Source organism: Paenibacillus sp. MY03 (assembly GCF_002165585.1).
Lineage (GTDB): Bacteria > Bacillota > Bacilli > Paenibacillales > Paenibacillaceae > Pristimantibacillus > Pristimantibacillus agaridevorans.
Genome location: NZ_MXQD01000015.1, coordinates 37,611 through 63,494, shown reverse-complemented (window position 1 = coordinate 63,494; position 25,884 = coordinate 37,611). Strand labels below are relative to the sequence as shown.

Sequence of the window (25,884 nt, the reverse complement as noted above, 5' to 3'; positions counted from 1 at the left end):
GCGTAAATGAGAAAAAAACATAAAATTAATTGGCCTTTCCATGCCATGTTGTTTCCCGGCGCGCTGTTGGTGTTTGTCTATTGCTACATCCCGATGGCAGGTATCATGATTGCCTTTCAGAAATTTAATCCCGGCAAAGGAGTGCTTCATTCGCCTTGGGTCGGCTGGGACAATTTCAGGTTCGTATTCGCCATGGAAGATACCCTTCAGGTGATCTATAACACCGTATTCATTGCCGTGCTGAAGATCGTAGTCGGATTTGTCGTGCCCATTCTTTTTGCGCTGTTGCTGAATGAAGTCAGAAAGACGCTGTTTAAGAGAACCGTCCAAACGCTCGTCTATTTACCGCACTTTATGTCTTGGGTCATTCTGGGGGGGATCCTGGTCGACATTCTATCCCCGTCGAATGGACTGGTTGGCAAGGCGATGTCTTTCTTCGGATTGGAGCCCGTGTTTTTTCTTGGCAGAAACGACTGGTTCCCTTTTGTCCTGGTTCTCTCCGATGTCTGGAAGGAATTCGGATTCGGCACAATCGTTTATCTGGCTGCTTTGACCAGCATAAACCCTTCCCTGTACGAGGCGGCCAAGATCGACGGTGCCAACCGCTGGAAGCAAACGATTCATATTTCGATACCCGGCATTGTGCCGATGATCGTACTAGTGGGCACGCTGAGCTTAGGTAACGTTCTCAATGCGGGATTTGATCAAGTCTATAACTTGTATAGCCCGCTAGTTTATGAACGAGGAGACATCATTGATACGCTGATCTATCGTTTGGGATTGGAGAGCGCGCAGTATGGCGTGGCCACGGCTCTTGGACTTTTCAAATCTTTGGTATCCTTTGTTCTGATCGCCACTTCTTATTTCGTGGCTTATCGGTTCGCCAACTATCGAATCTTTTAAAGCAGGTGCTTCAATGAGCAGATTTAAGATAACAGGCCTTCAAGCCTTTCAATGGTTTAATTACGCTTTCTTATCGGTTGCCGCATTTTTATGTTTGGTACCGATCATTCATGTGCTTGCCTTATCTTTGAGTTCGGCAAGCGCGGCCGGAGCTGGAGAGGTTTTACTTTGGCCAGTCGAGTTCACGCTTTCTTCTTACAAATTCGTTATTATGAAAGAACAATTTTTGCAAGGCACGTGGGTTTCGGCCCAGAGAGTAGTCTTGGGTACGGCAATCAATTGCTTGTTGACGATTCTGATTGCCTACCCGTTATCAAAGAGCTCGAGGTCGTTTCGTTCGAGAAGCGTTTACGCTTGGTATTTCGTTTTTACTATGCTCTTTGGCGGAGGGCTCATCCCCCATTATATTACGGTTAAGAGCACAGGGTTGATCGACTCCATCTGGGCATTGGTATTGCCGACTGCGGTACCAGTATTTAATGTGATTCTGCTGCTTAATTTCTTTCGTTCATTGCCAAAGGAAGTTGAGGAGTCTGGTTTGATTGACGGTGCAAGTCATTTTCGGATTATGTGGTCGATTTATGTTCCGCTGGCAATGCCGGCAATTGCAACGATCACATTGTTTTCGCTTGTGGGCCACTGGAATAGTTGGTTTGACGGCATTATTTTTATGAACGATCCGCATAATTATCCGCTGCAGAGCTACTTGCAGACCATTTTGATTAAACGGGATGTCAGCTTCATTACGCCCGAAGAAGTAAAAACGCTGATCCACGTATCGGAACGAACAAGTAAAGCGGCACAAGTGTTTGTGGCCACTCTCCCCATTCTGTTGATTTATCCGTTCTTGCAACGGTACTTTGTCAGCGGAATCGTACTTGGCAGCGTGAAAGAATGACGCGATAGAATGACGATTTGAATGCGGTTACACCTTATAGTAGGAGGTTATACGTGAAATGGGCAAAACATGTCGTACCGGTATTGCTTGCATAATTGCGTTCTTGCTATTTTTTTCATCTATCAGCATTCCAGGCTTTAAAAAATTTATCAACGAAGTATCGGCCGCAGAAAGCAATTACAATTCCGTCTTGCAGAACCCTTCGTTTGAATCGGCATCAAACGGCATTGCCGACCACTGGGCGATATCGGAAGGCAGCTATACCGTTGATACAGTGGCAGAAAACGTTTATGACGGCTCACGGTCCATTCACTTGCAAAATACCGTCGGCGAGAATACGAATTATGGCATCTATCAGACCATCCATTTGAACCGTACTAGTATTGCACCGGTCAAGATCAGCGGCTGGAGCAAGGCGGAGGGTATAAGCGGGACTCATAGTCCTGACGTTGCCGCATACTCGATCTGGGTAGACCTCTTATATGACGATGATACGTCTGAATGGGGACATGCTCGAGCGTTCGACACCGGGTTGGACGGTTGGCAATTTATCGAGTTTACGATAAATCCTATTAAACCGATTAAAAGCTTGACGATAAACGGATTATTTAGAGGCATAGCGGGTGAAGTTTGGTTCGACGATTTTAATGTTCAAGAATTTCGAACGGATACTGTTCAGAATCCTTCATTCGAGACGGTATCGGGAAATCACGCAGCAAACTGGGCACCTCTAAATCTAGGTTATACCTTAGATTCAGCCAATGCGAAAAGCGGATCTAACTCCATTTATATGGAGAATAATACTGGAGCGGGTTCGCAATACGGAGCCTCTCAAACAATTACTTTAAATCGCAGTGTCATTGCTCCGATAAAGTTCGGCGGCTGGAGCAAAGCGGAAGGCGTCGCGGGGAGTCCAAGCATCAATTACTCCATATGGGTAGATATTGAATACAACGACGGCACGCCCTTATGGGGACAGATCGTAACGCTAAATACCGGCACGCATGACTGGCAGTATGCCGAGTATACGATAAACCCGGAAAAACCGGTCAAGAGACTTACCATTAATGCATTGTTCAAGGACACGGCAGGGAAAGTATGGTTTGACGATTTTAAAGTCGAAGAATACCCGTTCGAAGAGCCTGCAATTCCGGCGGACAATCTGTTGCAAAATAGCGATCTGGGAAATATGGCGGACGGCGCTTTCACGGGATGGAATAGTTGGTTGGCCGGTTATAGCGTCGCCAATACGGAGGGGCTAGGAGGTTCGCGGGGAGCCAAAATCGTTAGGGAATCGGGTCAGGCAGCAGAAAACGGTATTTATCAGGAACTGATGCTGAACAGAGAAGAGGCCCTGCCTTTGCTGATTAGCGGTTGGAGCAAAGCTCTGGATGTCGACGGAAACATTTCTTCGGATTACTCCTTATATGCCGATATTGTATACAACGACGGAACCGAGGGATTGGGCTATCATGTTCAGTTCGATGTCGGCACACATGGTTGGCAGTACAAGACGCTATATATTGAACCCGAAAAGCCGATTAAGTCGATCAAGATATTTGGTATATTTAGAAATCATACCGGAACGGTGTGGTTCGACAACATTGTCGTAGAAGAACTGGACAGTGTAACGGCCTACAATGTTATTCCGACGGATACACAGGGTATAGAAAAAGTGACGAACGGAAGCATGGAAATCACTAACGGCAACTTGCTCAACGATTGGAACCCGTTCGGCAAGGGATATTCACTGGACAATGGGGGCGGACGCAACGGCACGACCGGCGTTATGATGGAAAATACGTCGGCAACCGATGAGGGAGGCATGTATACCGGGGTTGGCCTGTATCAGACTACGCCTCGTTTGTTGGCCATCAGCGGCTGGAGCAAGGCGGAAGAAGTTGACGGTGAGATCGATAACGGATACGCGATCTATATGGACATTGCTTTCGCCGATGGAACATGGCTGAACGCGAAAACAATCTCGTTTATGAACGGTACGCATGATTGGCAGCAACGCATGTTCTATTATAATCCGCCGAAACCAGTATCGGCAATCTACTTGTATGCCCTGTTCAGCAGACATACAGGCAAAGTATGGTTTGACGATTTCTCGATAAGAGAAATCACAACGGGAGCCGAACTCCAAAATGCGATGGTAACTCAGGTAAATGAGCGGCCGCAGAATGCTTATACGACACTGGAGACGGAGGACGGATTAAGTTTGTCGCTAGGCGATAACGGCATCGCTTCGCTGAAGCAAGACAATGTGGAGCTTAAAGTTCCCGGCGTACCTTCCGGATTCTTGATCAGAGATCAGGCAGCCGATTCCAACTTGTATGCATTCCGTCGGACAGGCGCCGGTACAGCGAATGAATATAAAGGCAGGGTCGAGGATTTGGGTCTGGAGGTCGATGCGGACTTTGAGGAGTTGGACAACGCCATCAAAGTCACTGGCCGTTTGACCGACACAACGCAGTCAGACCGGGCGGTCACGTTATCGTTTGCCCTGCCGGTGAACGCATCGGGCTGGGTGTGGGACGATTATATTCGCCAAAGCAGAGTTATCAGACCATATGATGAGGCGTATACGTATTCGAATAATGATCAACCGGATTTTGAGACTGGACCGTTGTCACTTTACCCGACTACGGCGATATACGATAAGGCATCAGGCAAGTCTCTGGCCCTTGCGGTCGATTACAACAAGCCAACCCATTATAAGCTGGATTACAACCGGGGAACGAAGCAGTTGCTCATCACTTTCGAATTCGGCTTGTCTCCCGATACAGCGAATTTTCCTTCCAGCGCGGACTTTTCGTTCGTGATATACCGTTTCGATCCGGAGTGGGGATTTAGAAGCTCGTTCGATAAATATACGGAGCTCTTCCCTGAGTTCTATACCGTTCGTTCGAAGGAGCAAGGCATATGGATGCCGTTCGCTTCGATCGCGGATATCCCTAACTGGCAGGATTTTGGCTTCCAGTACAAAGAGGGCGACGATAACGATCCGGATCGCCAATTTCATATCGATAACGATATCGACGATTTTAACTATACTGAACCATCCACATGGTGGCAGAAGATTGACCAAAACCTGCCGCAAACGATTGAGACCGCGATCTCAGAACGGGAAATTATGACGGAAGAAGGTTTCCTGCCTGCCCAAATGGCAGTCGTCGCGGGGATGAAAAACGCTCTCGGCAATCCGATCCTCCAAATGGTACAGACTCCTTGGACAAATGGCGCGAGATGGATGGTGAACTCGAATCCCGATCTAAAGAATCCCGACTACCCTGACTATCCGAACGGGTACGAGCTTTATTACAGCGATGAGATTCTGGAAAGGCGTTATGGTGGTGCGGACGCGATGGACGGAGAGTATTTGGACACGCTTGATGGCTGGCCATATACGCTCGATTACGAACGCGGACACTTCGGTCCTGCGAAGACGCCTTTGGTGTATTCTTCTATTACAAAACAGCCTGCGGTTCACCGCGCATTTGCCGCGTGGGAACTGGTCAAGAAATTATCGGATCGCATGCACGGCATGGACAAGATGATGATGTCTAACGGAACGCCTTATAGCTATTCGATGTATATGCCGTGGCTGGATATTATGGGCAATGAACGCAACTGGCTTGGAGTAGATCATTCCTACAACCCGGATCCGGATTATCTTTTGAGCCGCTTCAGAACGCTTTCCGCGCAGAAGCCGTACAATATGCTGCAAAACACGGATTTCGCTCATTTCACAAATGAATATATGGAGTTGTATATGCAGCGTCTCCTCTTCTACGGCATTTATCCGAGCGCATTTAGCAAAAATGCTAGCGAAAACAACTACTGGATTACTCCGGAATACTACAATCGAGACCGCGAGTTGTTTAAGAAATATGTGCCGATCGTGGAAGAAGTGGCGGAAGCCGGCTGGGAATCTATCACATATGCCACCAGCAACCATCCTGAAGTATATGTGGAACGTTACGGAAAAGGATCCACGGTGTATTTGACGGTTATGAACGATTCTAAGACAACCGGCAATACGGCGACAATTAAATTTGACCCTGAAGAAATGGGGTTAAATGGTGATTTAGTCATCACGGAGATGATCTCCGGATCCGAGATCGATTTTGAAAACAATGAGTTTGAGATTGAGATGAATTCTAATCAGACCATGGCATTTAAAATTGGACGAAAACTGGAGCCCAATCCGGGAGGCGGCCATAGCAATGTAGGAGAAGTGAATGAGGATAATGGCACCGAAACGAGTGTAAACGATGGGGTCATTGTCGTCAAACCGAAGGCAACCTCTGGAAGCCTTGCATTTGCAATAACGAAAGCGCAGATTGACAAGGCGATTGTTGGCGCCACAAGCGATTATGTGGTCATTCTAATGGAAGCCGACATCAGGGGGCCGATCAGACTGGAGCTGCCGACGGGAGCGATCGCGGCACTACAGGAGAGTGGTAAAGGACTGAAAATTGTTACGCCTCCCATAACGATACAATATCCGCCAGGAGCGCTGCCGGTTCAAGCAAGAGCGGGGGACGGCACAATTCGCCTTTTCGTAGGTACCGGCCAAGGAGGCTCTGTGGACAACCAGGTGGCGAATGTCATTAAGGGCGACAAGTCGATGTACAACACGACAATCGTATACGAGTTGGAATTAAATTATGTTGGTAGTGACGGCACGATAACGCCGATTCGCGAGTTCGACAAAGCGGTAACTGTTACTCGGACGCTGACGGACAAAGAGCTGGCAGGACTGGATAGGGATATGGCCGGCGTTTATTACCTGAATGGCAGGGAAGCAGTCTATATGGGAGGTACGTTCAACGGCAATGAGGTTATATTCAACACCACCCATTTCTCAAGTTACGCGATACTGGAATACCGCAAGACATTCGCCGATACGGATAATCACTGGGCGAAGGGCTTTATCAGCAAGCTGGCAGCTCGGCATGCGATTGAAGGCGTTGACGGGACGAGATTCCTCCCAGATAATGCCGTAACGCGAGCAGACTTTGCGGTCGTCGCGGTGAAGGCGCTTGGCTTCTTCAAACTTGTGCCGGGTTCCCCGAAATTTTCGGATGTTGCATCCGACAAATATTATGCGGCATACGTGCACAAAGCACATGAGCTTGGACTGGTAACGGGCTTCGACGGACGATTCCGTCCGGAAGAGACGATTACCCGTGAAGAAGCGGCTGTTATTCTGATGAGACTGCACGATTATTTAAACAAAGACAAGGCTGAGGTTAGTGACGAGGATGCGTTCACTGATATTGCTGATGCATCCCATTGGGCGCGCAGCGCGATTGCGGACGCAAAAGCGCTCCGATTCGTGAGCGGCAAAGGCGGGGGGCGCTTCGATCCGCAAGCGGACGTGACCCGTGCCGAAATCGCCAAGATGATCTGGTTGTCTGTAAATTCGTGATGTTACACGTTGCGTAAAACAAAAAATGGCGGTGCAGGTTTCGCACCCTGACACCGCTATTTTTTTGAGCCAAGTCCTATCACAGCCATTTTTGAAATGAGAGAGCCTGCAGTTGGGGCGGCTCCTGTTAGTTCTCTGTCGCCTCGACCGACACATCAATGCCGAGCGATCGATAACATATGATTGTAAAAGATAACAAACGATAATTATAGCAAGGGTGGCATACGCAATGAATTCGAAGAGCGAAATCGGGATTTGTGTCATTGGAGCGGGCCGGGCAGGATTGATTCATGCACATAATTTTCGTAAAAATGTTCCGTTCGCAAGACTTGTAGCCGTTGTGGACCCAAGTCAGGAAGCTGCAGAGAAGGCGATACGCGAATTAGAGATTAATCGGTACTATACAGATTACACACAGGCATTGGATGATCAGGATATTGACGCGGTGGTGGTTGTAACCCCTACTATCTATCATAAGGAAATTGTTGTTGCGGCTGCACGGGCAGGCAAACATGTATTGTGCGAAAAGCCCATGGCGATGAACGAGAAAGAATGCGATGAAATGATAGCCGCATGCGAATCTGCAGGGGTTACTCTTCAGATGGCCTTCATGCGTCGATTCGACGATAGCTTCATTGAAGCAAAAAGGCAGATTGACAGTGGGGCCATAGGCGAGGTTGTATTGGTGAAATCGTTGACGCGAGGACCAAGCAAACCTATGCCATGGATGTACGATTTAAAGAAAAGCAACGGTCCATTGGCAGAAGTCAACAGTCATGACATTGACACGCTCAGATGGTTTGCCGAATCGGAGATCTCGGAGGTATATGCTACGGGGGGCAATTTCCGCAACCGGGAGATTCGTCATGAATACCCTGACTTTTATGACAGCGTTGCCTTAACGGCCAAATTCAGCGACGGCAAACAAGGAAGCATCGACGGAGCGCTCTATGTTCAGTACGGCTATGACAGCAGGGTGGAGGTAGTCGGGACAGAGGGCGTTATTTTTCTAGGGCAGACACACGAGAAGTCCATAGTGGTTGCAGGACGCGACCATCAATTGAAACGCCCATTTATGAATAGCTGGCGTTCCCTGTTCAAGGAAGCTTATTTGGCGGAGGATACCGACTTTATAGCTTCGATCCTCGAAGGCAGGAATCCGAGAGTGACGGGATATGATGGCAAGATGGCTGTAAAGGTTGTGGAAGCGGGTAACCGGTCGATTGGCTCGGGATCGGTTGTTAAATTAGGTTGACAGGAAGGGGGCATACAATGAAGGCGGTCCGATTATATGAAAAAAACGATATTCGAATCATAGATGTGCCAATGCCTACTATTAATGAACGCGAGCTGTTGATCCAGGTGAAGCGGGCGGGTATATGCGGAACGGATATGAGGATAATCAAAAACGGCTTTCCAGGTGTAACGGCTGACAATCCGAGAACGCTTGGGCATGAGTTCAGCGGTATCATTGCCGAGGTCGGCAGTGCGGTAGAAGGCTACAGTGAAGGCATGAGAGTAACCGTCGCGCCGAACATGGGATGCGGGATTTGCGATGCATGCGTACAAGGGGATCAGCATCTATGCCGGGACTATACAGCTCTTGGTATTCAGTCGGATGGCGGCTTTGCAGAATATGTTCGCATCCCGGAGCAAGCAATTCGATTCGGAAATATTGTAAGGATTCCGGACAATGTGAGTGACGATGCCGCAGCTTTGAATGAGCCATTGTCCTGTGTCTACAACGGGATTAAACAATGTCCTGTTAATCCCGGAGATAATGTGCTTATTATAGGCGCCGGGCCTATCGGCTTGATGTACGCGATGTTAGCGAAGATGTCTGGGGCGGGGAAAGTATTTATCAATAACCGTTCTCCTGATCGTCTTCGTATCTGCAAGGAGGTTGATTCTACCTTTATACCGGTTGGGCCGGAAGGGATTCAAGAAAGGATCTACGAGCTGTCCGAAGGTAAAGGAATTGATATGTGCGTTACGGCCAATCCTTCGCCTGAAGCGCAACAGCTTGCGGTGGAACTTGCGGCAATGAAAGGCAGAATCAATTTTTTTGGAGGCCTGCCCAAAGATAGACAAATGGTGAACTTGAACACCAATGCGATTCACTACAAGCAATTGATGGTAACGGGAACGACGAAAGCCAACAATCATCATTTTCACAAAACCCTGCAATTTATAGCAAACGGAATTATCGATGTTAATCCGCTTATTTCCGCCCGATACCCGATCGAACAGTTCAATGAAGCGCTGAGTTATGCGGGAAGCTCGCAAGGCATCAAAACACTAATCTCATTTGACTAGGAGGCATTTATCGAGGATGAGCAGCAGTGCGCGGACGAATTATGCGATTGCGGCGGATGTGGGGACACAGGGCACCAAGGTGGCGTTAGTTGCGTTCGACGGTACCCATCAGGCTACCGCATTTATCCCATCTCAATTAATTAGGGGCGGCAACGGGCTGGTGGAACAGGATCCGGAGGAAATGCTGGCATCGGTTGTTAGAGGCATACGCTCTGTCGTAGAGCAAAGCGGCATCAAGCAAGAGCAAATCGCAGGTATCGGCATTGACGGGCAGATGGCCGGCCTATTGGGGATTGATGAGGACTGGAATACGGTCATGCCTTTTGATTCTTGGCTGGATCGCCGTTGTGAAGCAACAATGCCTCTGATCAAGGAGTGGGGCGAGGAAGAATACATACGTATAACGGGATGCCCGGTCACGTATGCGCACGGACCTAAGATAATCTGGTGGCGTAGGGAACAATCGGAGATCTATAACCGAATCGCCAAGTTTCTGGTACCAAGCGCTTATATTGCAGGGAAGCTGGCTGAATTAAAAGCGGAGGATGCTTTTATCGACCATACACATCTTCATTTTACCGGATTTGCGGATGTGGAGAAGGAAACGTGGTCGGATCTTTTGCTGCAGGACTTTGATATCGACAAGACGAAGATGCCGCGTATAGTGCGGCCATGGGAGGTCATAGGCGGTCTAAGCTCTCGATATGCCCAGCTGACGGGAATAGCGCAAGGTACTCCGATTGTAGCCGGTTGCGGAGATACGGCAGCGTCTATCCTGGGGGCAGGGATTGTCAGCTCCGGTCAATTGTTTGATGTGGCGGGGACGGCTTCCGTGTTGTCCTGCTGCGTGGATCAATACAAGCCGGACGTGGGAGGGAAAACTTTGATTTATGCCCGATCCGTACTGCCGGAATTATGGACTCCTCTGGCCTATATCAATGGAGGCGGCGGCTGCTTGTCTTGGCTTAGGGAACAGACGGGCAGCAACTACGACGAGCTAAATCAGCTCGCTTCCGTCAAACAGCCAGGCAGTGGGGGACTAATGTTTATTCCGCATTACGGTGGACGTGTTTGTCCCAACCAATCGTCTATGAAGGGGAGCTGGAGCGGTCTGGATTTTGCCCATGACAAGGGGGATTTGTTCCGCTCTATGCTGGAGGCAATCGCTTATGAATACAAGTATTACTTGAACACGCTGGAGCAGCTCATTGGCAAGGTTGATTATGAGGAAGTTCGCGTGACGGGCGGAGGCGCTCGCAGCTCCGTGTTTAATCAAATTAAAGCGGATGTGCTTGGCATTCCATATCGGGTTTTGGACACGGTTGATTCATCGCTGCTTGCGGGGGCGTTATTGGTTGGCAAGGGGACCGGGATGATTGCCAGCATTGCCGATTCTGTTGCAGGACTCACCGGTGCCACTCAAAGCTATTACCCTGATCCAGGGAAGCGCAGTCAGTATGAACGGCATGCCAGTCATTATTTAAAAACGCTTAATACGATGAATGATTTATATCGGCAACTGAAATATGAAAGTTGAGGGATGAGGATGGGGCTTCCAGAAAAGGCTGCTCAGCCAACCATGTATTTCATCGGAGTGACGACAGGCCAGTCATCGATTATGAACTTGTTTCCGCTATGGGCGGAAGAGTTGGGATTAAAGGATGCGCAAATAAAGGGCATTGATATTGGCATCCATGCCGATCCGGAATTGTACCGGCAAGCGGTTGATTTTATTAAGAAGGATCCGCTTTCGCTCGGGGCACTGGTCACGACGCACAAAATTGATTTGTACCATGCAGCCAAGGATTTGTTTGATACGCTTGATGATTATGCCGATATGTTCGAGGAGGTTTCCTCGATCTCCAAAAATGGAGAATCGCTAGCCGGACATGCCAAGGATCCCATTTCTAGCGGACTGTCGCTGGAGGCGTTTGTTCCTGCGCGGCATTGGGAGACCAGCAAGGGTCAAGCGATGATTATGGGAGCGGGCGGAAGCGCATTGGCGATTGCCGGCTATTTGACGAAGAGGGAGCATGGGAGCAATGTGCCGGAGCGGATTGTTATTACCAACCGCAGTCAGCAACGGCTCCATGCAGCGGAGCAATTGCTTGGCCGAATAGAGACGCCTGTTAAGTTCGAATATCGGCTTTGTCCCGAGCCGCTTGACAATGATCGGGTGCTTGCCGAGATGCCGCGGGGCTCGCTTATCGTTAACGCTACAGGGCTCGGCAAGGATCGACCGGGCTCGCCGCTGACGGATCAAGCGGAATTCCCTATAAGTAGTCTGGTATGGGAGCTGAATTACCGGGGGGAGCTCGATTTTAAACACCAGGCGTTGTCTCAGCAGGCCGGCAAACAGTTGTGGGTAGAGGATGGCTGGATTTATTTTATCCATGGCTGGACTCAGGTCATTGCAGAAGTATTCCACACGAGTATTGAAGGCGAAAGGTTCGAACGATTGGAACGTATCGCTATGGAGTTGCGAAAGGCCAGCAAAGCAGAAGGAGGCAAATTTTAATGGCAGCAGCTGATTCCGGAGCGGATATCATGAAGAACCCGCTTTCGCCTTTTACCGTATATTTCAGCCTCAATAATGGACTTTCCAATGCGAAGCCATCACTCAAGCGCTACCTGTCGCAAATGAAAGGTATGTATGCGGATGATGAGGCGTTTGATCAACTCATGCAAGGATCAGATCCGCTTGTATACGAATTTCATGAGCTCGGCATCCCGGAGTCGGACGGCAATTTGGCCTTCGGAACAAGTATTGTATATCCGGGCAAGGTGGGCAATGAGTTTTATATGACCAAAGGACATTTCCATACGATATTGGATACGGCAGAGGTTTATTACTGTATCGGGGGCAAAGGCTTGATGCTGATGGAAAATCCAGAGGGCCAATGCGACGTTCAGGAATTTACGCCGGGGAAGGCTGTTTACGTGCCCGGAAGATATGCGCATCGAAGCATCAATACGGGCGATGAGCCGTTGATTACTTTCTATGTATTTCGGGCGGATGCGGGCCATGATTACGGGACGATTGAAACGAAGGGATACCGTAATATAGTCGTAGAGCAGAACAAAGAGGTCGTTTTGTTGGACAATCCCAAATGGAAATAATGGCGACGGGAGGGAGTGGCGATGAACAAAAGGAAAAAGGTGCTGGTAACGCCGCGTTCTTTCGGGAAAAACAGCATGATGCCGATCGAGATGCTTCGGGAGCACGGATTTGAAATTATAGCTAATCCATATGGACGCATATTAAGCAAGGCGGAAATGCTGCAATTGATAGCGGATGTGGATGGTGTCATTGTAGGAGTGGATCCGCTCGACCGCGACGTACTGGCAAGCGCGCCAAAGCTGAAAGCGATTTCTAAATATGGAGTTGGCACAGACAATATTGATTTAGAATACGCTAGGCAAACCGGCATTCCGGTTACAGTGACAGCAGGAGCCAATACCGAGGCCGTTGCGGACTATACCTTTGCCTTGATGCTCGCAACAGCCAGAAAGGTAGCGTACATCGACAGACAGTGCCGCTCTAATCAGTGGAAGACAGTGACTGCCACTGATATGTATGGGAAGACGCTTGGGTTAATCGGGTTTGGCGCAATTGGACAGGCAGTCGCGAGAAGGGCGGCAGGCTTTGGCATGACGATCATTGCGTATGATGTATATCGCAATGAGGAGCTTGCACAGGAGCGGGGCTTTCGCTATTGCGATACGATCAGATCGCTCCTGGAGGAGGCGGATTTTATCAGTCTGCATATGCCTTTAAACGAGAAGACGGCACGAGTCATAAACAGGGAGGCATTCGGCTGGATGAAGCCCAATGCGGTCATTGTCAATACGGCACGAGGCGGGCTAATCGATGAGGATGCGCTGATAGAAGCGCTTGGCAGCGGACGTATTTGGGGGGCTGGAATTGATGTTTTCGAGCAGGAGCCGCCGAACAATCCCCAATTGCTGCAGCTTGATAATTTAATTATCAGCTCTCATTGCGCGGCGTCTACCCTTAACGCCGTTGATAATATGGGAATGATGGCTTCGCAGCATATTATCGATCTTTTGGAGGTGTCCGGATCATGAAACTGGGTATTCACGCTTATGCCTGGTGTTCGCGTTGGAGCAATGAAACGCTGCACTTAATTGACAGGGTAAAGGAGCTGGAGCTGGATTTTATTGAAATTCCGCTCATGACGCTTGATACGTTTGATGCTGCAGCGGTGAGGCGCCGCTTGGAGGATGCCGGACTTGACGCAGTTACCTCGACTGTGCTGCTCGGCGATACCGATATAACAAGTACGGATGCGTCGATTCGACGAAAGGGCGTCGACTATCTCAAAGAGTGTATTGCGGCGACGGCTGCGATAGGGAAAACCAATTTCTCGGGAGTCGTCTATTCGCAGCATGTAAAGGCGGCCTCTGCGCCGCCAAAGGAACAGGAATGGGGCTATGCAGCCGAGTGTCTTCGTGAGGCTGCAATTTATGCTCAAAGCCATGGTGTACAGATCGGACTGGAGCCGGTTAACCGGTATGAAACCTATCTGGTCAATACATGTGAGCAAGCGCTGAAGCTAAAAGCGATGATTGGAGAGCCGAATATTAAGATTCATCTGGACACTTATCATATGAATATGGAAGAAAAAAGCTTCTATGAAGCAACAAAAGCCGCGGGAGCCGACCTGATTCACTATCATCTCTGCGAGAATGATCGGGGGATTCCTGGAACGGGGCTTGTCCATTGGGATGATCTGTTCCGTGCGCTTGGCGAGTTGAATTATAAAGGATATGCTGCGCTTGAGTCGTTCGTAGACGTGACTGACAACATGAACACTTGGGTATGGAGGCGGCTGGCCAGCAATGGAGATACGCTCGTTCGTGAAGGAGTTTCTTTTATTAAAAGTTTGATGAAGAAACATGGTCTGTCCGGTACATATGAAGGAGTGGGGGGATAGGCATGATATCATTGCAAAATCGCTACTCGGGCGGTTTTCCCGCAATCGGAATACGTCCAATTATTGATCGCAGAAAACTGGTCAAGGCGGCGCTGAAAGACATGACGATGGAGCTTGCGCACAATGTGGCGCAACTGCTGACGGAAACTCTTAGATATCCAGATGGCAGTCCGGTGCGCTGCGTCATTAGCGATACATTGATTTCCGGTGTAAGCGAGGCTTCCCGTTGTTCCGCGCAATTTGCCAGAGAGGGCGTTGGCCTCATGATTTCGGTTGCGTCAGGCTGGTGTTATCCCCTTGAGACGATGGAGCTGGATCCGCAAATTCCTCACGCGATCTGGGGCTTCAATGGAACAGAGCGCCCGGGGGCTGTGTATTTGGCGGCGCTGCATGCGGCCCATAATCAGAAGGGGATTCCTGCATTCAAAATATATGGTAGAGATGTGAAGGATCTGGATGACACTTCAATACCTGCGGATGTAAGTGACATGTTGCTCCGATTCAGTCGTGCGGGTCTTGTTGTAGCTATGCTGAAAGGAAAATCCTATCTATCTATTGGATCGGTTTCGATGGGTATTGCAGGTTGTATTGTGGATGACAGCTTCTATCAGCATTATCTCGGAATGCGCAATGCTTATGTCGATATGACCGAGGTGACAAGACGTATAGAACGCGGCATCTTCGATCCGGAGGAATACGTGGCTGCGCTTGATTGGGTGAAGGCGAATTGTATAGAGGGAGACGATCCCAACCCGGAGGAGATGCGGCTCGAGAGGTCTGTAAAGGATCGCAATTGGGAAACGGTGGTCAAGATGGCCCTCATTACGCGTGATCTGATGATTGGCAACCCGAGTCTTGCAGAGCTCGGCTGGGAAGAGGAGGCATACGGCTATAATGCGATAGCCGCAGGTTTCCAAGGGCAGAGGGAATGGACGGACCATTATCCCAGCGCGGATTTCCTGGAAGCAATTCTAACCTCCTCCTTTGATTGGAGCGGCAAGCGCGAGCCCTTTATTGTGGCGACGGAAAATGATAATTTAAATGCGATTACGATGCTGATGGGGCATTTGCTGACTAATGCGGCTCAAGTATTCGCTGATGTAAGAACTTATTGGAGTCCCGAAGCAGTAAAGCGGGTTACCGGGCAACAATTAACGGGAATTGCAGCAGACGGCATTATACATTTAATTAATTCGGGTCCAGCGGCTCTAGATGGAACAGGGGAGCAGAAGATCGATGGTAACCCGGCCATGAAACCATTTTGGGATATTACAGATGATGAGGTGACAGATTGCCTGCAGGCTGTTTCCTGGCGTCCTACCTACATGGATCAATTTGCGGGAGGTGGCTATTCGACGGACTATACGACCAAGGGCGGTATGGCAGCTACAATGGTGCGTATCAATCTGATCGAGGGGATTGGTCCTGTCCTACAGCTAGCTGAAGGCTACACGGTAGAATTGCCGTCTGATATGCATGACAGGCTTGATCAGCGGACAACCCCTACCTGGCCTACAACTTGGTTTGTACCTGACCGTATAAAGGATGATCCTGTATTCGATGATGTGTATTCTGTCATGGAGAACTGGGGTTCCAATCATTGTGCTGTCTCCTACGGACATATTGGTGCAGACTTGATTACGCTGGCGAGCATGCTGCGTATCCCGGTCAATATGCATAATGTACCTGTGAAGCAATTGTTCCGTCCAAGCTCCTGGAGCGCCTTCGGGACCAAGGATCCTGAAGGAGTAGATTACAGAGCCTGCACGGCGTATGGCCCGCTCTATAAATAAAGAAACAAGTCAAAGAGAGTAGAATGAAGGGGGGATAAGCTTGAGTCGTATCTATGATATAAGTATGACCATTAAAGAAGATATGCAGGTTTGGAAAAACAGTGAACTTAAACGGCCATCTATTACAAATGTCCAAAATCATCAACAAGGCAAACCTCATGAAAGCAAAATATCATTGAATGTACACACAGGTACGCATGTGGATGCACCGTTACATATGCTGGAGAATGGAGAAACAATCGAAACGATCACCCTGGAGCAGCTTGTAGGAACTGCAAGGGTGTTGGATTTAACCAAGATCCGGGGAGAGATCGCCAGACAAGACCTGCTTCCGTTCAACATTCAAGAGGGGGAGAGGATTTTGTTGAAAACGGCCAATTCCTTCACCGAAGCGTTTGATCCCGAATTTATCTACCTTCGCGAGGATGGCGCGGCTTATCTGGCGGAATTGAATGTGTCGCTCGTAGGGATAGACGCACTTGGGATTGAACGCTCTCAGCCGGGTTATCCTACACACCGTACATTAATGGGGCGGAATATCGTCATTGTCGAAGGTTTGAGACTCCAAGACGTTCCGCCAGGAGCGTATACCTTAATTGTCGCACCGCTTAAGCTAACCGGGATCGACGCGGCTCCTGCGCGAGTAATCCTTATTGATGGGTAAAGAAAAATCATACACAATTCACCAAATAGGCCGGTACCTGGCCAAACGTGTATGAAAATTCATACACAATCCACCAAATAGGCCGGCTCCTGGTCAAACGTGTATGAAAATTCATACACAATCCACCAAACAGACCGGTATCTGGCCAAACGTGTATGAAAATTCATATACAATCCACCAAACAGACTGGCATCTGGCCAAACGTGTATGAAAATTCATATACAATTCACCAAACAGCCGGCATCTGGCCAAACGTGTATGAAAATTCATACACAGTCCATCAAATAGGCCGGCTCAGTGAAAACGGAATGCTGGACGCCCCGGTTTTGGTTGAATGTTAAGTGGCAGGCATCCGCCTCGCCACTTTCCTGAAAAAGTAAAAAAGTTGGACGGAATTGGTTTTCCGCCCAACTTTTTTTTGAGTCTTATTGGACGGCCCCCTTCTATCTTTTATGGATGGTTACGCGCCGTTTCAATGCCCAGTTTTTCAAAATACGGTTGGGTTTCCTCGCGAAGGCGATTCAATTCCTTCTGCTCTGCCGGCGAGAGACGCTCCATGTGAAGGCTTCCGTCGCTATCCGATACCTTTGCTTCATACTTTTGCATGGCCTGCACAAGCCGGACGAACGCGGACAACTCCTCTCCGTCCAGCTTTTTCTCGGCCATGGCCAACAGCTCGTCCGCAAATTGATTGCGCTCTTCGGCATCGCGCGAAGCTTCCGCTTCGCTCAGCTTGGCGAGCAGCGGCTCCAGTCGGCTTGTCCAATGGAGGTAGCTTTCATAATCCGCGTCCGACAATTGCTCGGTAGTCGGAGCTTCGCCGTCGCTGCCGTATTTCAGCACCAGACCGCCGAGGTTTTGAAGCAGCAGCATAAACTCTTCAAAATCCTCCGGGGCCAGGCTTTGCTTTGTTTCCGCCAGCCTTCTCTCCAAATCCTCGTAACGCTGGGCATTCAAACCTATTCCCTCGGCTTGCTCCTTTGAACCGTAGATCGTATCGGCCCAATACGTATACCCGGCGTAAGCGCCCGTCGGAATCAATAGCGCGGCGGATAAAACTCCCGCAATCAACCATTTTTTCATAGGTTTGCTCCTTTGCCCAATCTGTTTTTTCCAAATGGATTCTTCGAGATAGACCGGCGGCTCCGTTTGTTCCAAAGCGCGCATCCGCAATTCCTCTCTGAGCTCCCGTTCAAGATTCATGTAGTTCCTCCACCTTTCCCGTTCGAAATAACCCGAGCTGCCGCTTGCGGCGCAATGTTTGCAAAGCGGCATGAATACGCGATTTGACGGTGCCCAGGGGAATGCCTAGAATCAGGGCGATCTCCTCCTGCGTGTATTCGTGAAAATAATGCAAAATAACCGTCTGCTTCAGCTTGTAAGGAAGCTTCTCCACGTTTTGCGCCAAGGAGTTACGAGATAGCCGATCTGTAATGTCGCCGGAAAAATCGTATTCCGCCGTTTGCTGCACCGCTTCCGCTTTTTTTGCAATTCGAAGCTGCATCCACCTTTTTCTTCGGTGATTCCTGATTTGCCGCATCGCAATCCCCATAAGCCAAGGCCGAAAAGGCCGGGCGGGATCATAGCGTGGAAAAGAACGGAACATCGCCAAATAAATATCCTGAACGACGTCGTCCGCCTCGGATGCTTCGCGGACCAGGAAGCGAACGGTCTGGTAAACCTCCCTGACGGTTTCCGAATACAAGCGGCTGTAAGCTTCTCGGCTGCCGGCCAGCGCTTCGGCCGCGAGCTTTGAATGTTCGATGGAGCGTTCCATCCGTTGTCCCTCCTTCTCTCTGCACTCTTTATTGGGGCTTGTATCGATTTCCGTTCGATTTATTTTTATAAGACAACTCATTATCCATCACATTCATCAAGGAATAGATCATCGCTCTATGACCGTCCGCATCCTATACTAGGTTCATGAGAGAGGAAGTGGACACATGGAGAAAGTGATGAGAGAGCGGGGCGGCTCGGCCTCGGAGGCGATGCCCAGGAAAAAGCGAACCGGGTTCGCGCTATGGTTGCATCAAATGTGGAAATACAAATATTTGACGTTCATGCTTCTCCCTACGGCATTGGTCATTCTGGTACACAGCTATCTTCCGATGTTCGGCGTGTTTATCGCCTTCAAGAACATTAATTATATCGACGGCATCTTCGGAAGCCCTTGGGTGGGAACCTCCAACTTCGACTTCCTGTTCTCGTCGGGCTCGCTGATCCGCATTACGAGGAACACCATTTTGTACAGCCTGGCGTTTATGGCCGTCAATCTCGTCTTGTCCGTCGGCATCGCGGTCGCGATTAACGAGCTGCGCAGGAAGTTTCTGGCGAAGAGCTATCAGACGTTTATCATCATGCCCAACTTCTTGTCCATGGTCGTCGTCAGCTACCTGGTGTACGCGTTCCTGCATCCCGACTTCGGCTTTATGAACATGACGGTGCTAAAGTGGTTCGGCATCGATCCCGTCTACTGGTACACAGAGAAGGCGTTTTGGCCTTACATTCTGATTCTGGTTAACGCCTGGAAGGGAGTCGGCATCGGCGCGGTCATCTATATCGCGGCCATCGCCGGCATCGATCCCGAATATTACGAGGCGGCGATTATCGACGGAGCGTCCAAGTGGAAACAAATGATTCATATTACGCTGCCGTCCATTCAGCCGATTATTATTATCATGACGATTCTATCCATGGGCAGCATCTTCAGCGCGGACTTCGGCCTCTTTTATCAAGTGCCGCAGGATTCCGGAGCGTTGTATCCCGTCACCGACGTCGTCGATACCTACGTATACCGCTCGCTGATGAAGATGAACGATATCGGCATGTCCTCCGCGGCGGCGCTTGTGCAGGCGGTAGTCGGATTTATTATGGTCATCGCAACCAACGCGGCCGTACGCAAAATCAACAGGGAACAAGCGTTGTTCTAACGCTAAGCGCCGCGAAGACATTACGAGAGGTGAACCTTATGCTAAGTCGAACGAGCCGAAGAGAGAACAGTCTCACCCCGTTCTCGAGCGCCATCCTGAATATCGCTTTTATTATCCTGTCGCTGATTTGTTTGCTGCCCGTCTTGCTTGTCATCATCGTCTCTTTTACGCATGGCGATTCCATTTTATCAAATGGCTACAGCTTCTTGCCAAGCCGCTTTTCTCTAATTGCTTACGATTCCCTGTTTAAGGATTACGGGATGGTGTTCGGCGGCTATGCGGTCAGCATCGGCATTACCGTGGCAGGCACAGTGCTCAGCGTCATGCTGATGGCGCTGTACGCCTACCCGATCTCGAGGGGCGATTATCCTTACCGCAACGCATTTACGTTTTTTCTCTTCTTTACGATGTTGTTCAACGGCGGCATCGTGAGCCGGTACCTCGTTTATACGCAGGTGCTTGGCATCAAAGATTCTTATCTATCGCTTATTTTGCCGCTCTTGATCGTGCCGTTTAACGTCATCATCATGCGGACGTTTTTCCAGACGACGATCCACCCGGCTCTTATCGAATCCGCGAGAATCGACGGGGCCGGCGAAATAAAAATATTCGTCCGCATCGTGCTGCCGCTTTCGTTGCCCGTTCTGGCGACTATGGCTTTGTTTAGCACCATTCATTACTGGAACGACTGGTTCAACGCCCTGCTCTTTATATCGAGCGAAGACAAGTATCCGCTGCAATATTTAATGATGAGGGTATTAAACGACGTACAGTATTTGCGAAACAACGTCGAGCTGGCCGCACAGAATCCGACCTTGATGCAGGAGCTGCCGAATGAATCGCTGCAGATGGCGATGGCGGTCGTCGGCATGGGGCCGATCCTGCTCGTGTATCCGTTCTTTCAGAAGTATTTTGTCAAAGGTTTGACGGTGGGCGCGGTCAAAGGCTGATCCGCCGGCAAGGTTGGTAGCTTCGATCACCGCCTTAGGCGCCTTGGGGGGCGATCGTTCTATATAAGCAAGTTGACGTTTCTCACTAACGAGGAGGGTAAAACATGAAACAAAGAAAACGGGGTATGCCTATTCTGATCGCGCTTGGACTTCTTATGACGATGTTGCTGCAAGCGTGTTCGGGCAACAGCGGCACGGCGGAACCTACCCAGAGCGCGGAGGCGACGAAAGCGCCGGCTGCAACGGAAGGGGCGAAGGAGCCCGAGCTCGAGCCGTATGAGGTATCTATCACATACCATGGTAAACCGGAGCGCGACGTTGCATTGGTCGAAGAGAAGCTGAACGAGTTTTTTAGAGAAAAAATTAACGCTACCGTGAAGCTGAATCCGATTGTAGGAGCCGAATACAAACAAAAAACGGAGCTGATGATGAACAGCGGCGAGAAGATGGACCTTGTGTTCACGGCTTCCTGGCTGGACTTCTTCTCCAATGTAACGAAGGGCGCATTTATCGAGCTGGACGAACTGCTGGAGCAGTATGGCGCGGGCATTAAGGAACAGTTGAATCCGCTCTATCTGGAAGCGCCGCGCCTGGACGGCAAACTGTACGCCGTTCCGACGAACAAAGAAATTACGCAAAGCCGTGCTATTACGATGCGCAAAGATATCGTCGACAAGTATCAAATCCCGCTGGAATCCATCAAAACGACAGCGGATCTCGAACCGTGGATGAAGGTCATCAAAGAAAGCGAGCCGGACATCATCCCCAACTTCGTATCCGGCGGCGGCGGCGACGGCGCCATGTACGAGCAAAACTCCAACTACCGTCCGGTTGGACCGACTCCCGGCAAGCTGGCCTTGTTCTTTTACGATTACACGAAGTCGGACAACATCAGCATCATTTCCGCGCTCGACCAGCAGATCGTCGATATCAACAAATCCGAGTTCGAACGCGCCCGCAACTGGTATGAGCTGGGCTACACGAACAGCGATGCGGCGACTTCGAGCACGAATATCGGGGATGTGCGCAAGCAAGGCAAGATCTGGTATCAAAACGCGGTCTGGAAGCCGGGCGCGGACATCGAACTTAATCTGTCCACGAACAACCAGTTCGAATTTATATCGAACGTCATCGACGAACCTCTCGTTACGACGGATCTGACGACAGGCTCCATGTTTTCTATCTCCCGTACGTCCAAGGATCCGGCGCGCGCCATGATGGTGCTGAACTATCTGCATACCGATCCTTACGTGGTCAATCTGATCGTTAACGGCATAGAAGACGTGCATTACAAAAAAGCAGGCGATAACCGCATCGAGCCGATCGCGGATTCCGGCTACGGCACAAGCGCCCTGTTCTGGGTCGTCGGCAACCAAATGATTAATTACCTGAAGCCGGGTCAGCCGGACGACCTCTACACGAACTGGATCCAGTATAACAATGAAGCGAAACGTTCTCCGCTTCTGGGCTTCGTCTTTAAGGATACCAACGTAAAAAATGAAATTACGCAGTTGACCGCGATCGCGACGGAGTACAAGGCAATCAGTACGGGCGGCATCGCGAATCCGGTAAAATTGCTCGAAGAACGCAACCGGAAGTTCGAAGATGCGGGCATTGAGAAGGTCAGAGCGGAAATTCAAACGCAAGTTGACGCTTGGAAAGCTGCGCAGAAGTAATTTTTTGATGGAAGACGGGGCTGTCCCGGGGGTCCAGGCGGATCCCCTCGGACAGCTTTCTTTCTTAGAGAGGTCGTTCAAAAAGGAGAGAAGCCGCATGGTTAAACCGCAAAATTTGATCTACACGTTCGTCAGCTATGCCGCGCATTACGATACGCCTTGGGGGAAGGGCGTCGCCGTCGACGGCATCGACCGGACGGCCGCGATCGCCCACAAGCACGGGGTGCCGGTCACCTGGATCGTGAACAAGGGGTCCGTGCCCGTATTGAAGGAGAGGATCAACGATTGGCATGAGCGGTACGGCGATAACGTGATTTTGCAGACGCCCTTTTTCATTGAGGATTGCGGCGCGGACAAGTCGGTGTTCAAGTCGAAGCTGGAAGAGGCATGGGCTATCGTGGAGAGTGCCTTCCCATGGGCAAAGACGAAGGTAGCGGGCCGGGGCAAAATCTGCAACGAAGTTATCGAAATCCTGGAGGAGCTTGATTTCCAGGGAATGTGGGGATACTGCTGGGAGCAGGTATGGTGGGACGGCATTACGCATAAGGGCATTCCCTGGGGCTCCTGGTACGTAGACGGCAAGCGTTACAAAGCGCCTCATTCCGGCAAAGGCAAGATTGTCGCTTGCGAATGGACGGCTCGGGATCTGAACTTGACGTACCACTCCCGCAGCCCGGTGATCTATTCGACCGACCCTAACGACGTGCTGAGGGCAGGCTTGTGTACGGGCGAGGACATCGAATACTGGAAAAATCTATTTGCCGATTATTTGGACAATACGGCTCACAACGATCAGGTGTTTTTCCTCCAACAGCAGGAGGCGCACGAGATGGAATACGGCGAGCGCTTTGCGGTATTCCCGGCTTCGCATGTAGACGCTTGCGCGGATATGCTGGAACTTTTTTTTGCCCACATTACGAAATATCCCATTACCTTGACGACGGTGCCTCGGGCAATGGAGTTGTACCACGAGCATAATGAAGAGACGGCGCCGGCCTATATGCTGACCCAAGATACGTTGATCCGGCCCGGGACGAACGAATATACGTTGACGATGGGCGGAGCAGGCTCGGGGCCGTGGCCGCGCACGCTGCTGTATTACGACAAGGAATGCCAGCTGGCGATCGTGGAGGGCGAATGCGTGCCGAGGACGCTTCGCAGTTATGTGGGCCAGGGCAATATGGCCGATGAATTCGAGGAGAAACCTCCGGGGCTGTTTGTTGCGGGCTATGAGAAGACGGAAGAGAGGATTGCGCTGGCGTTCGAGATCGGCTACTGGAAGCCGATGCCGATGGGGTTGGCTTATTGGGATGATCTATCGGGCTATGAGGTGCTGTCCGTCTCGAAAGGCGTTACGGCGAAGCTGATCGGAGACAGGGTCGCGTTCCTGCGGCTGCAATTGACCGGGGAGCCTCGGAAGGTGGAGCTTGTGCTCGCAAAGAGAAGGAAATAACGGATTGTTCTCACTAGCGTCCCGATTGTGGTATGATGTGAGGAACGACCCTCACCCATACCAAAATACTTGAGGAATGTAGGAGAACACATGAATTTCAATGAATTGCAATTAATGCCTGAAATTTTGCAGGCTTTGAAGGAAGAACAATTGACGCAGCCGACGCCGATCCAAGAACAGGCGATCCCGGTCGCGTTGCACGGCAAGGACGTGCTTGGCTGCGCGCAGACGGGTACGGGCAAGACGGCGGCATTCTCGCTGCCGATCATTCAGCAGCTATGCGAGGGCCCGAAACCTCCGCACAAACGCCGGCCGATCCGGTCGCTTATTCTGACGCCGACGCGGGAGCTGGCGATTCAGATCGAGGAGAACATCTTCGCATACAGCCGCCATACGCCGCTGCGGACAACCTCCATCGTGGGAGGGGTATCCCAGAAGGGACAGGAGAGCAAGCTGGAGCGCGGAGTCGACATATTGATCGCAACGCCGGGCAGGCTGATGGACCTGATGAATCAAGGCTTTATCGATCTGTCCAAGGTACAAGTGCTCGTGCTGGACGAGGCCGACCGGATGCTCGATATGGGCTTTATTAACGACGTCAAGAAGATCGTCGCCAAGCTTACATCGAAGAAACAGACGATGCTGTTCTCGGCGACGATGCCGCCGGAGATCGCGAAGCTTGCCGACTCTTTGCTGGTCAACCCAGCCAAGATCGAAGTAACACCGGCATCGTCGACAGTGGATCGCATCGAGCAATCCGTCTACTTTGTCGACAAGCCTAACAAGATCGCCTTGCTTGCCGATCTGCTGGGCGACGAGTCGATCGCTTCGGCGCTTGTTTTTACCCGCACGAAACATGGCGCCGACCGAGTGGCTCGCGCCTTGAACCGTGTTAAGATTACGGCGCAGGCGATCCACGGCGACAAGTCGCAGAACGCACGCCAAGGCGCCCTGAACAACTTCAAGAACGGCGCGACACGCGTCCTCGTGGCGACGGATATTGCCGCTCGCGGCATCGACATCGAGGAGCTGTCGCATGTATACAACTTCAACCTGCCGAACATACCGGAGACGTACGTTCACCGGATCGGTCGTACGGGACGCGCAGGACATAGCGGCATTGCGGTTTCCTTCTGCGAAGAAGAGGAGCTGCCGTACCTCAAGGACATCGAGAAGCTGATTCAGAAGAAGATACCGGTGGTGGACGGACATCCGTACCCTATGCAGGGCGAGGCTGCGGTTGCCGCTGCCGCGTTCGTCGCGTCGGAAGCGGGCGCCGTCGCTGGAGGCAAAGGCGGCTCGAAGGGACAGCGCGGCGGGGGCGGCCAGTCGTCGGCAGGCGCGCAGCAACCGGCAAGGAGTCGGCAAGGCGCGGATGCACAGCAGAATGCGAATGGACAGGTAAAGCGTCAAGGCGGGGGACAAGCAGCGAATCCGCAGCCGCAAGGCTCGAAGCAGCAAGGAGCTGGCGGACAACAATCGTCTAAAAGTCAGCAGACAGCAAATGGGCAGCAAGCGTCGGATGGCCAGGTAAAGGGCCAAGGCAAAGGACAAGCCGCGAATTCGCAACCGCAAAGCTCGAAGCAGCAAGGAGCTGGCGGACGTCAAGCGTCGAACGGACGCCAAACGGCTGGCGGCCAGGGTGGCCAGCAGCCGCAGCGCTCCAAGCCGCATGCACGAGACGGGCAGCAAGGACAAGGCTCCAGAAAGAGGCGTTCGTCCTCAAGAGGAGGGGAAGTCCAAGTTACTACTTTCCCATCGCACGACGGCAATTCTCTGGCTTCCAGTTTATTTAAGCCGTATTGGCTGCCGGCTCAACCGAATAAGCCTAAAAAATAGGTAATCCCAACCGGACAGCGCAAGGTTCGACCTCGCTGCCCGGTTTTTGCTTTTTTGAGAGTGG

At 50.7% G+C, this 25,884-nt stretch carries 19 protein-coding genes; 17 read left to right on the top strand and 2 right to left on the bottom strand.

Features of this window, described 5'->3' with window-relative positions; all coding sequences use genetic code 11:
- The first annotated feature begins 6 nt into the window (after positions 1-6).
- The 12 genes from B1748_RS16835 to B1748_RS16780 all read left to right on the top strand — a co-directional run bounded on the left by B1748_RS16835 (position 7) and on the right by B1748_RS16780 (position 16,972).
- Positions 7-903, top strand: coding sequence for an ABC transporter permease (locus B1748_RS16835; RefSeq protein ID WP_087569098.1), 897 nt, complete (start codon positions 7-9; stop codon positions 901-903).
- Between the two features lie 13 nt (positions 904-916).
- Positions 917-1,801: a carbohydrate ABC transporter permease gene (locus tag B1748_RS16830; RefSeq protein ID WP_087569097.1), complete on the top strand. Its 885-nt coding sequence runs from the start codon at positions 917-919 to the stop codon at positions 1,799-1,801.
- Positions 1,802-1,859: 58 nt separating this feature from the next.
- Positions 1,860-7,241, top strand: a complete 5,382-nt coding sequence (locus tag B1748_RS16825) for an S-layer homology domain-containing protein (protein WP_087569096.1) — start codon at positions 1,860-1,862, stop codon at positions 7,239-7,241.
- 229 nt (positions 7,242-7,470) lie between these two features.
- Positions 7,471-8,496: a Gfo/Idh/MocA family oxidoreductase gene (locus B1748_RS16820; RefSeq protein ID WP_087569095.1), complete on the top strand. Its 1,026-nt coding sequence runs from the start codon at positions 7,471-7,473 to the stop codon at positions 8,494-8,496.
- 17 nt (positions 8,497-8,513) lie between these two features.
- Positions 8,514-9,557: an alcohol dehydrogenase catalytic domain-containing protein gene (locus B1748_RS16815; protein ID WP_087569094.1), complete on the top strand. Its 1,044-nt coding sequence runs from the start codon at positions 8,514-8,516 to the stop codon at positions 9,555-9,557.
- Positions 9,558-9,573: 16 nt separating this feature from the next.
- The gene (locus B1748_RS16810) at positions 9,574-11,094 is read left to right on the top strand and encodes a xylulokinase (RefSeq protein ID WP_087569093.1); all 1,521 of its coding nucleotides are present in this window, start codon (positions 9,574-9,576) and stop codon (positions 11,092-11,094) included.
- A 9-nt stretch (positions 11,095-11,103) separates the two neighbouring features.
- Positions 11,104-12,075 (top strand): shikimate dehydrogenase family protein, encoded by a 972-nt coding sequence (locus B1748_RS16805; protein ID WP_087569092.1) that lies wholly within the window; start codon positions 11,104-11,106, stop codon positions 12,073-12,075.
- Entirely contained in the window at positions 12,075-12,677 is a 603-nt protein-coding gene (locus tag B1748_RS16800; RefSeq protein ID WP_306299330.1) for a glucose-6-phosphate isomerase, read from the top strand. Before B1748_RS16805 ends, B1748_RS16800 begins: the two co-directional genes overlap by 1 nt.
- A gap of 21 nt (positions 12,678-12,698) precedes the next feature.
- Positions 12,699-13,646, top strand: a complete 948-nt coding sequence (locus B1748_RS16795) for a phosphoglycerate dehydrogenase (RefSeq protein ID WP_087569091.1) — start codon at positions 12,699-12,701, stop codon at positions 13,644-13,646.
- Entirely contained in the window at positions 13,643-14,515 is an 873-nt protein-coding gene (locus B1748_RS16790) for a sugar phosphate isomerase/epimerase family protein (protein ID WP_087569090.1), read from the top strand. Before B1748_RS16795 ends, B1748_RS16790 begins: the two co-directional genes overlap by 4 nt.
- A gap of 2 nt (positions 14,516-14,517) precedes the next feature.
- Positions 14,518-16,308 carry an L-fucose isomerase gene (locus tag B1748_RS16785; RefSeq protein ID WP_087569089.1) on the top strand — a complete coding sequence of 597 codons (1,791 nt, stop codon included), beginning with the start codon at positions 14,518-14,520 and terminating at the stop codon, positions 16,306-16,308.
- 40 nt (positions 16,309-16,348) lie between these two features.
- Positions 16,349-16,972 (top strand): cyclase family protein, encoded by a 624-nt coding sequence (locus B1748_RS16780; RefSeq protein WP_087569088.1) that lies wholly within the window; start codon positions 16,349-16,351, stop codon positions 16,970-16,972.
- Positions 16,973-17,422: 450 nt separating this feature from the next.
- Here the strand turns inward: B1748_RS16780 and B1748_RS16775 are convergent, their stop codons facing one another.
- Positions 17,423-18,055 carry a DUF3600 domain-containing protein gene (locus B1748_RS16775; RefSeq protein ID WP_179215630.1) on the bottom strand — a complete coding sequence of 211 codons (633 nt, stop codon included), beginning with the start codon at positions 18,053-18,055 and terminating at the stop codon, positions 17,423-17,425.
- 109 nt (positions 18,056-18,164) lie between these two features.
- Positions 18,165-18,749 (bottom strand): sigma-70 family RNA polymerase sigma factor, encoded by a 585-nt coding sequence (locus B1748_RS16770; protein ID WP_087569086.1) that lies wholly within the window; start codon positions 18,747-18,749, stop codon positions 18,165-18,167.
- 166 nt (positions 18,750-18,915) lie between these two features.
- Here B1748_RS16770 and B1748_RS16765 point away from each other — a divergent pair, with 166 nt between their 5' ends.
- The 5 genes from B1748_RS16765 (at position 18,916) to B1748_RS37545 (ending at position 25,820) form a co-directional block, all read left to right on the top strand.
- Positions 18,916-19,902 carry an ABC transporter permease gene (locus B1748_RS16765; protein ID WP_256975720.1) on the top strand — a complete coding sequence of 329 codons (987 nt, stop codon included), beginning with the start codon at positions 18,916-18,918 and terminating at the stop codon, positions 19,900-19,902.
- A gap of 38 nt (positions 19,903-19,940) precedes the next feature.
- Positions 19,941-20,852: a carbohydrate ABC transporter permease gene (locus tag B1748_RS16760; protein WP_087569085.1), complete on the top strand. Its 912-nt coding sequence runs from the start codon at positions 19,941-19,943 to the stop codon at positions 20,850-20,852.
- Positions 20,853-20,956: 104 nt separating this feature from the next.
- Positions 20,957-22,528, top strand: coding sequence for an ABC transporter substrate-binding protein (locus B1748_RS16755; protein WP_087569084.1), 1,572 nt, complete (start codon positions 20,957-20,959; stop codon positions 22,526-22,528).
- 97 nt (positions 22,529-22,625) lie between these two features.
- Positions 22,626-23,981, top strand: coding sequence for a hypothetical protein (locus tag B1748_RS16750; protein ID WP_087569083.1), 1,356 nt, complete (start codon positions 22,626-22,628; stop codon positions 23,979-23,981).
- A 90-nt stretch (positions 23,982-24,071) separates the two neighbouring features.
- Positions 24,072-25,820 carry a DEAD/DEAH box helicase gene (locus B1748_RS37545; RefSeq protein ID WP_087569082.1) on the top strand — a complete coding sequence of 583 codons (1,749 nt, stop codon included), beginning with the start codon at positions 24,072-24,074 and terminating at the stop codon, positions 25,818-25,820.
- Positions 25,821-25,884 lie beyond the last annotated feature (64 nt).

Coding starts and splice junctions, on each gene's coding strand:
- B1748_RS16775 (WP_179215630.1), bottom strand. CDS start 18,055: ATGAAAAAATGGTTGATTGCGGGAGTTTTATCCGCCGCGCTATTGATT.
- B1748_RS16795 (WP_087569091.1), top strand. CDS start 12,699: ATGAACAAAAGGAAAAAGGTGCTGGTAACGCCGCGTTCTTTCGGGAAA.
- B1748_RS16815 (WP_087569094.1), top strand. CDS start 8,514: ATGAAGGCGGTCCGATTATATGAAAAAAACGATATTCGAATCATAGAT.
- B1748_RS16765 (WP_256975720.1), top strand. CDS start 18,916: ATGGAGAAAGTGATGAGAGAGCGGGGCGGCTCGGCCTCGGAGGCGATG.
- B1748_RS16790 (WP_087569090.1), top strand. CDS start 13,643: ATGAAACTGGGTATTCACGCTTATGCCTGGTGTTCGCGTTGGAGCAAT.
- B1748_RS16825 (WP_087569096.1), top strand. CDS start 1,860: ATGGGCAAAACATGTCGTACCGGTATTGCTTGCATAATTGCGTTCTTG.
- B1748_RS16785 (WP_087569089.1), top strand. CDS start 14,518: ATGATATCATTGCAAAATCGCTACTCGGGCGGTTTTCCCGCAATCGGA.
- B1748_RS37545 (WP_087569082.1), top strand. CDS start 24,072: ATGAATTTCAATGAATTGCAATTAATGCCTGAAATTTTGCAGGCTTTG.
- B1748_RS16755 (WP_087569084.1), top strand. CDS start 20,957: ATGAAACAAAGAAAACGGGGTATGCCTATTCTGATCGCGCTTGGACTT.
- B1748_RS16760 (WP_087569085.1), top strand. CDS start 19,941: ATGCTAAGTCGAACGAGCCGAAGAGAGAACAGTCTCACCCCGTTCTCG.
- B1748_RS16830 (WP_087569097.1), top strand. CDS start 917: ATGAGCAGATTTAAGATAACAGGCCTTCAAGCCTTTCAATGGTTTAAT.
- B1748_RS16835 (WP_087569098.1), top strand. CDS start 7: ATGAGAAAAAAACATAAAATTAATTGGCCTTTCCATGCCATGTTGTTT.
- B1748_RS16820 (WP_087569095.1), top strand. CDS start 7,471: ATGAATTCGAAGAGCGAAATCGGGATTTGTGTCATTGGAGCGGGCCGG.
- B1748_RS16810 (WP_087569093.1), top strand. CDS start 9,574: ATGAGCAGCAGTGCGCGGACGAATTATGCGATTGCGGCGGATGTGGGG.
- B1748_RS16750 (WP_087569083.1), top strand. CDS start 22,626: ATGGTTAAACCGCAAAATTTGATCTACACGTTCGTCAGCTATGCCGCG.
- B1748_RS16805 (WP_087569092.1), top strand. CDS start 11,104: ATGGGGCTTCCAGAAAAGGCTGCTCAGCCAACCATGTATTTCATCGGA.
- B1748_RS16770 (WP_087569086.1), bottom strand. CDS start 18,749: ATGGAACGCTCCATCGAACATTCAAAGCTCGCGGCCGAAGCGCTGGCC.
- B1748_RS16800 (WP_306299330.1), top strand. CDS start 12,075: ATGGCAGCAGCTGATTCCGGAGCGGATATCATGAAGAACCCGCTTTCG.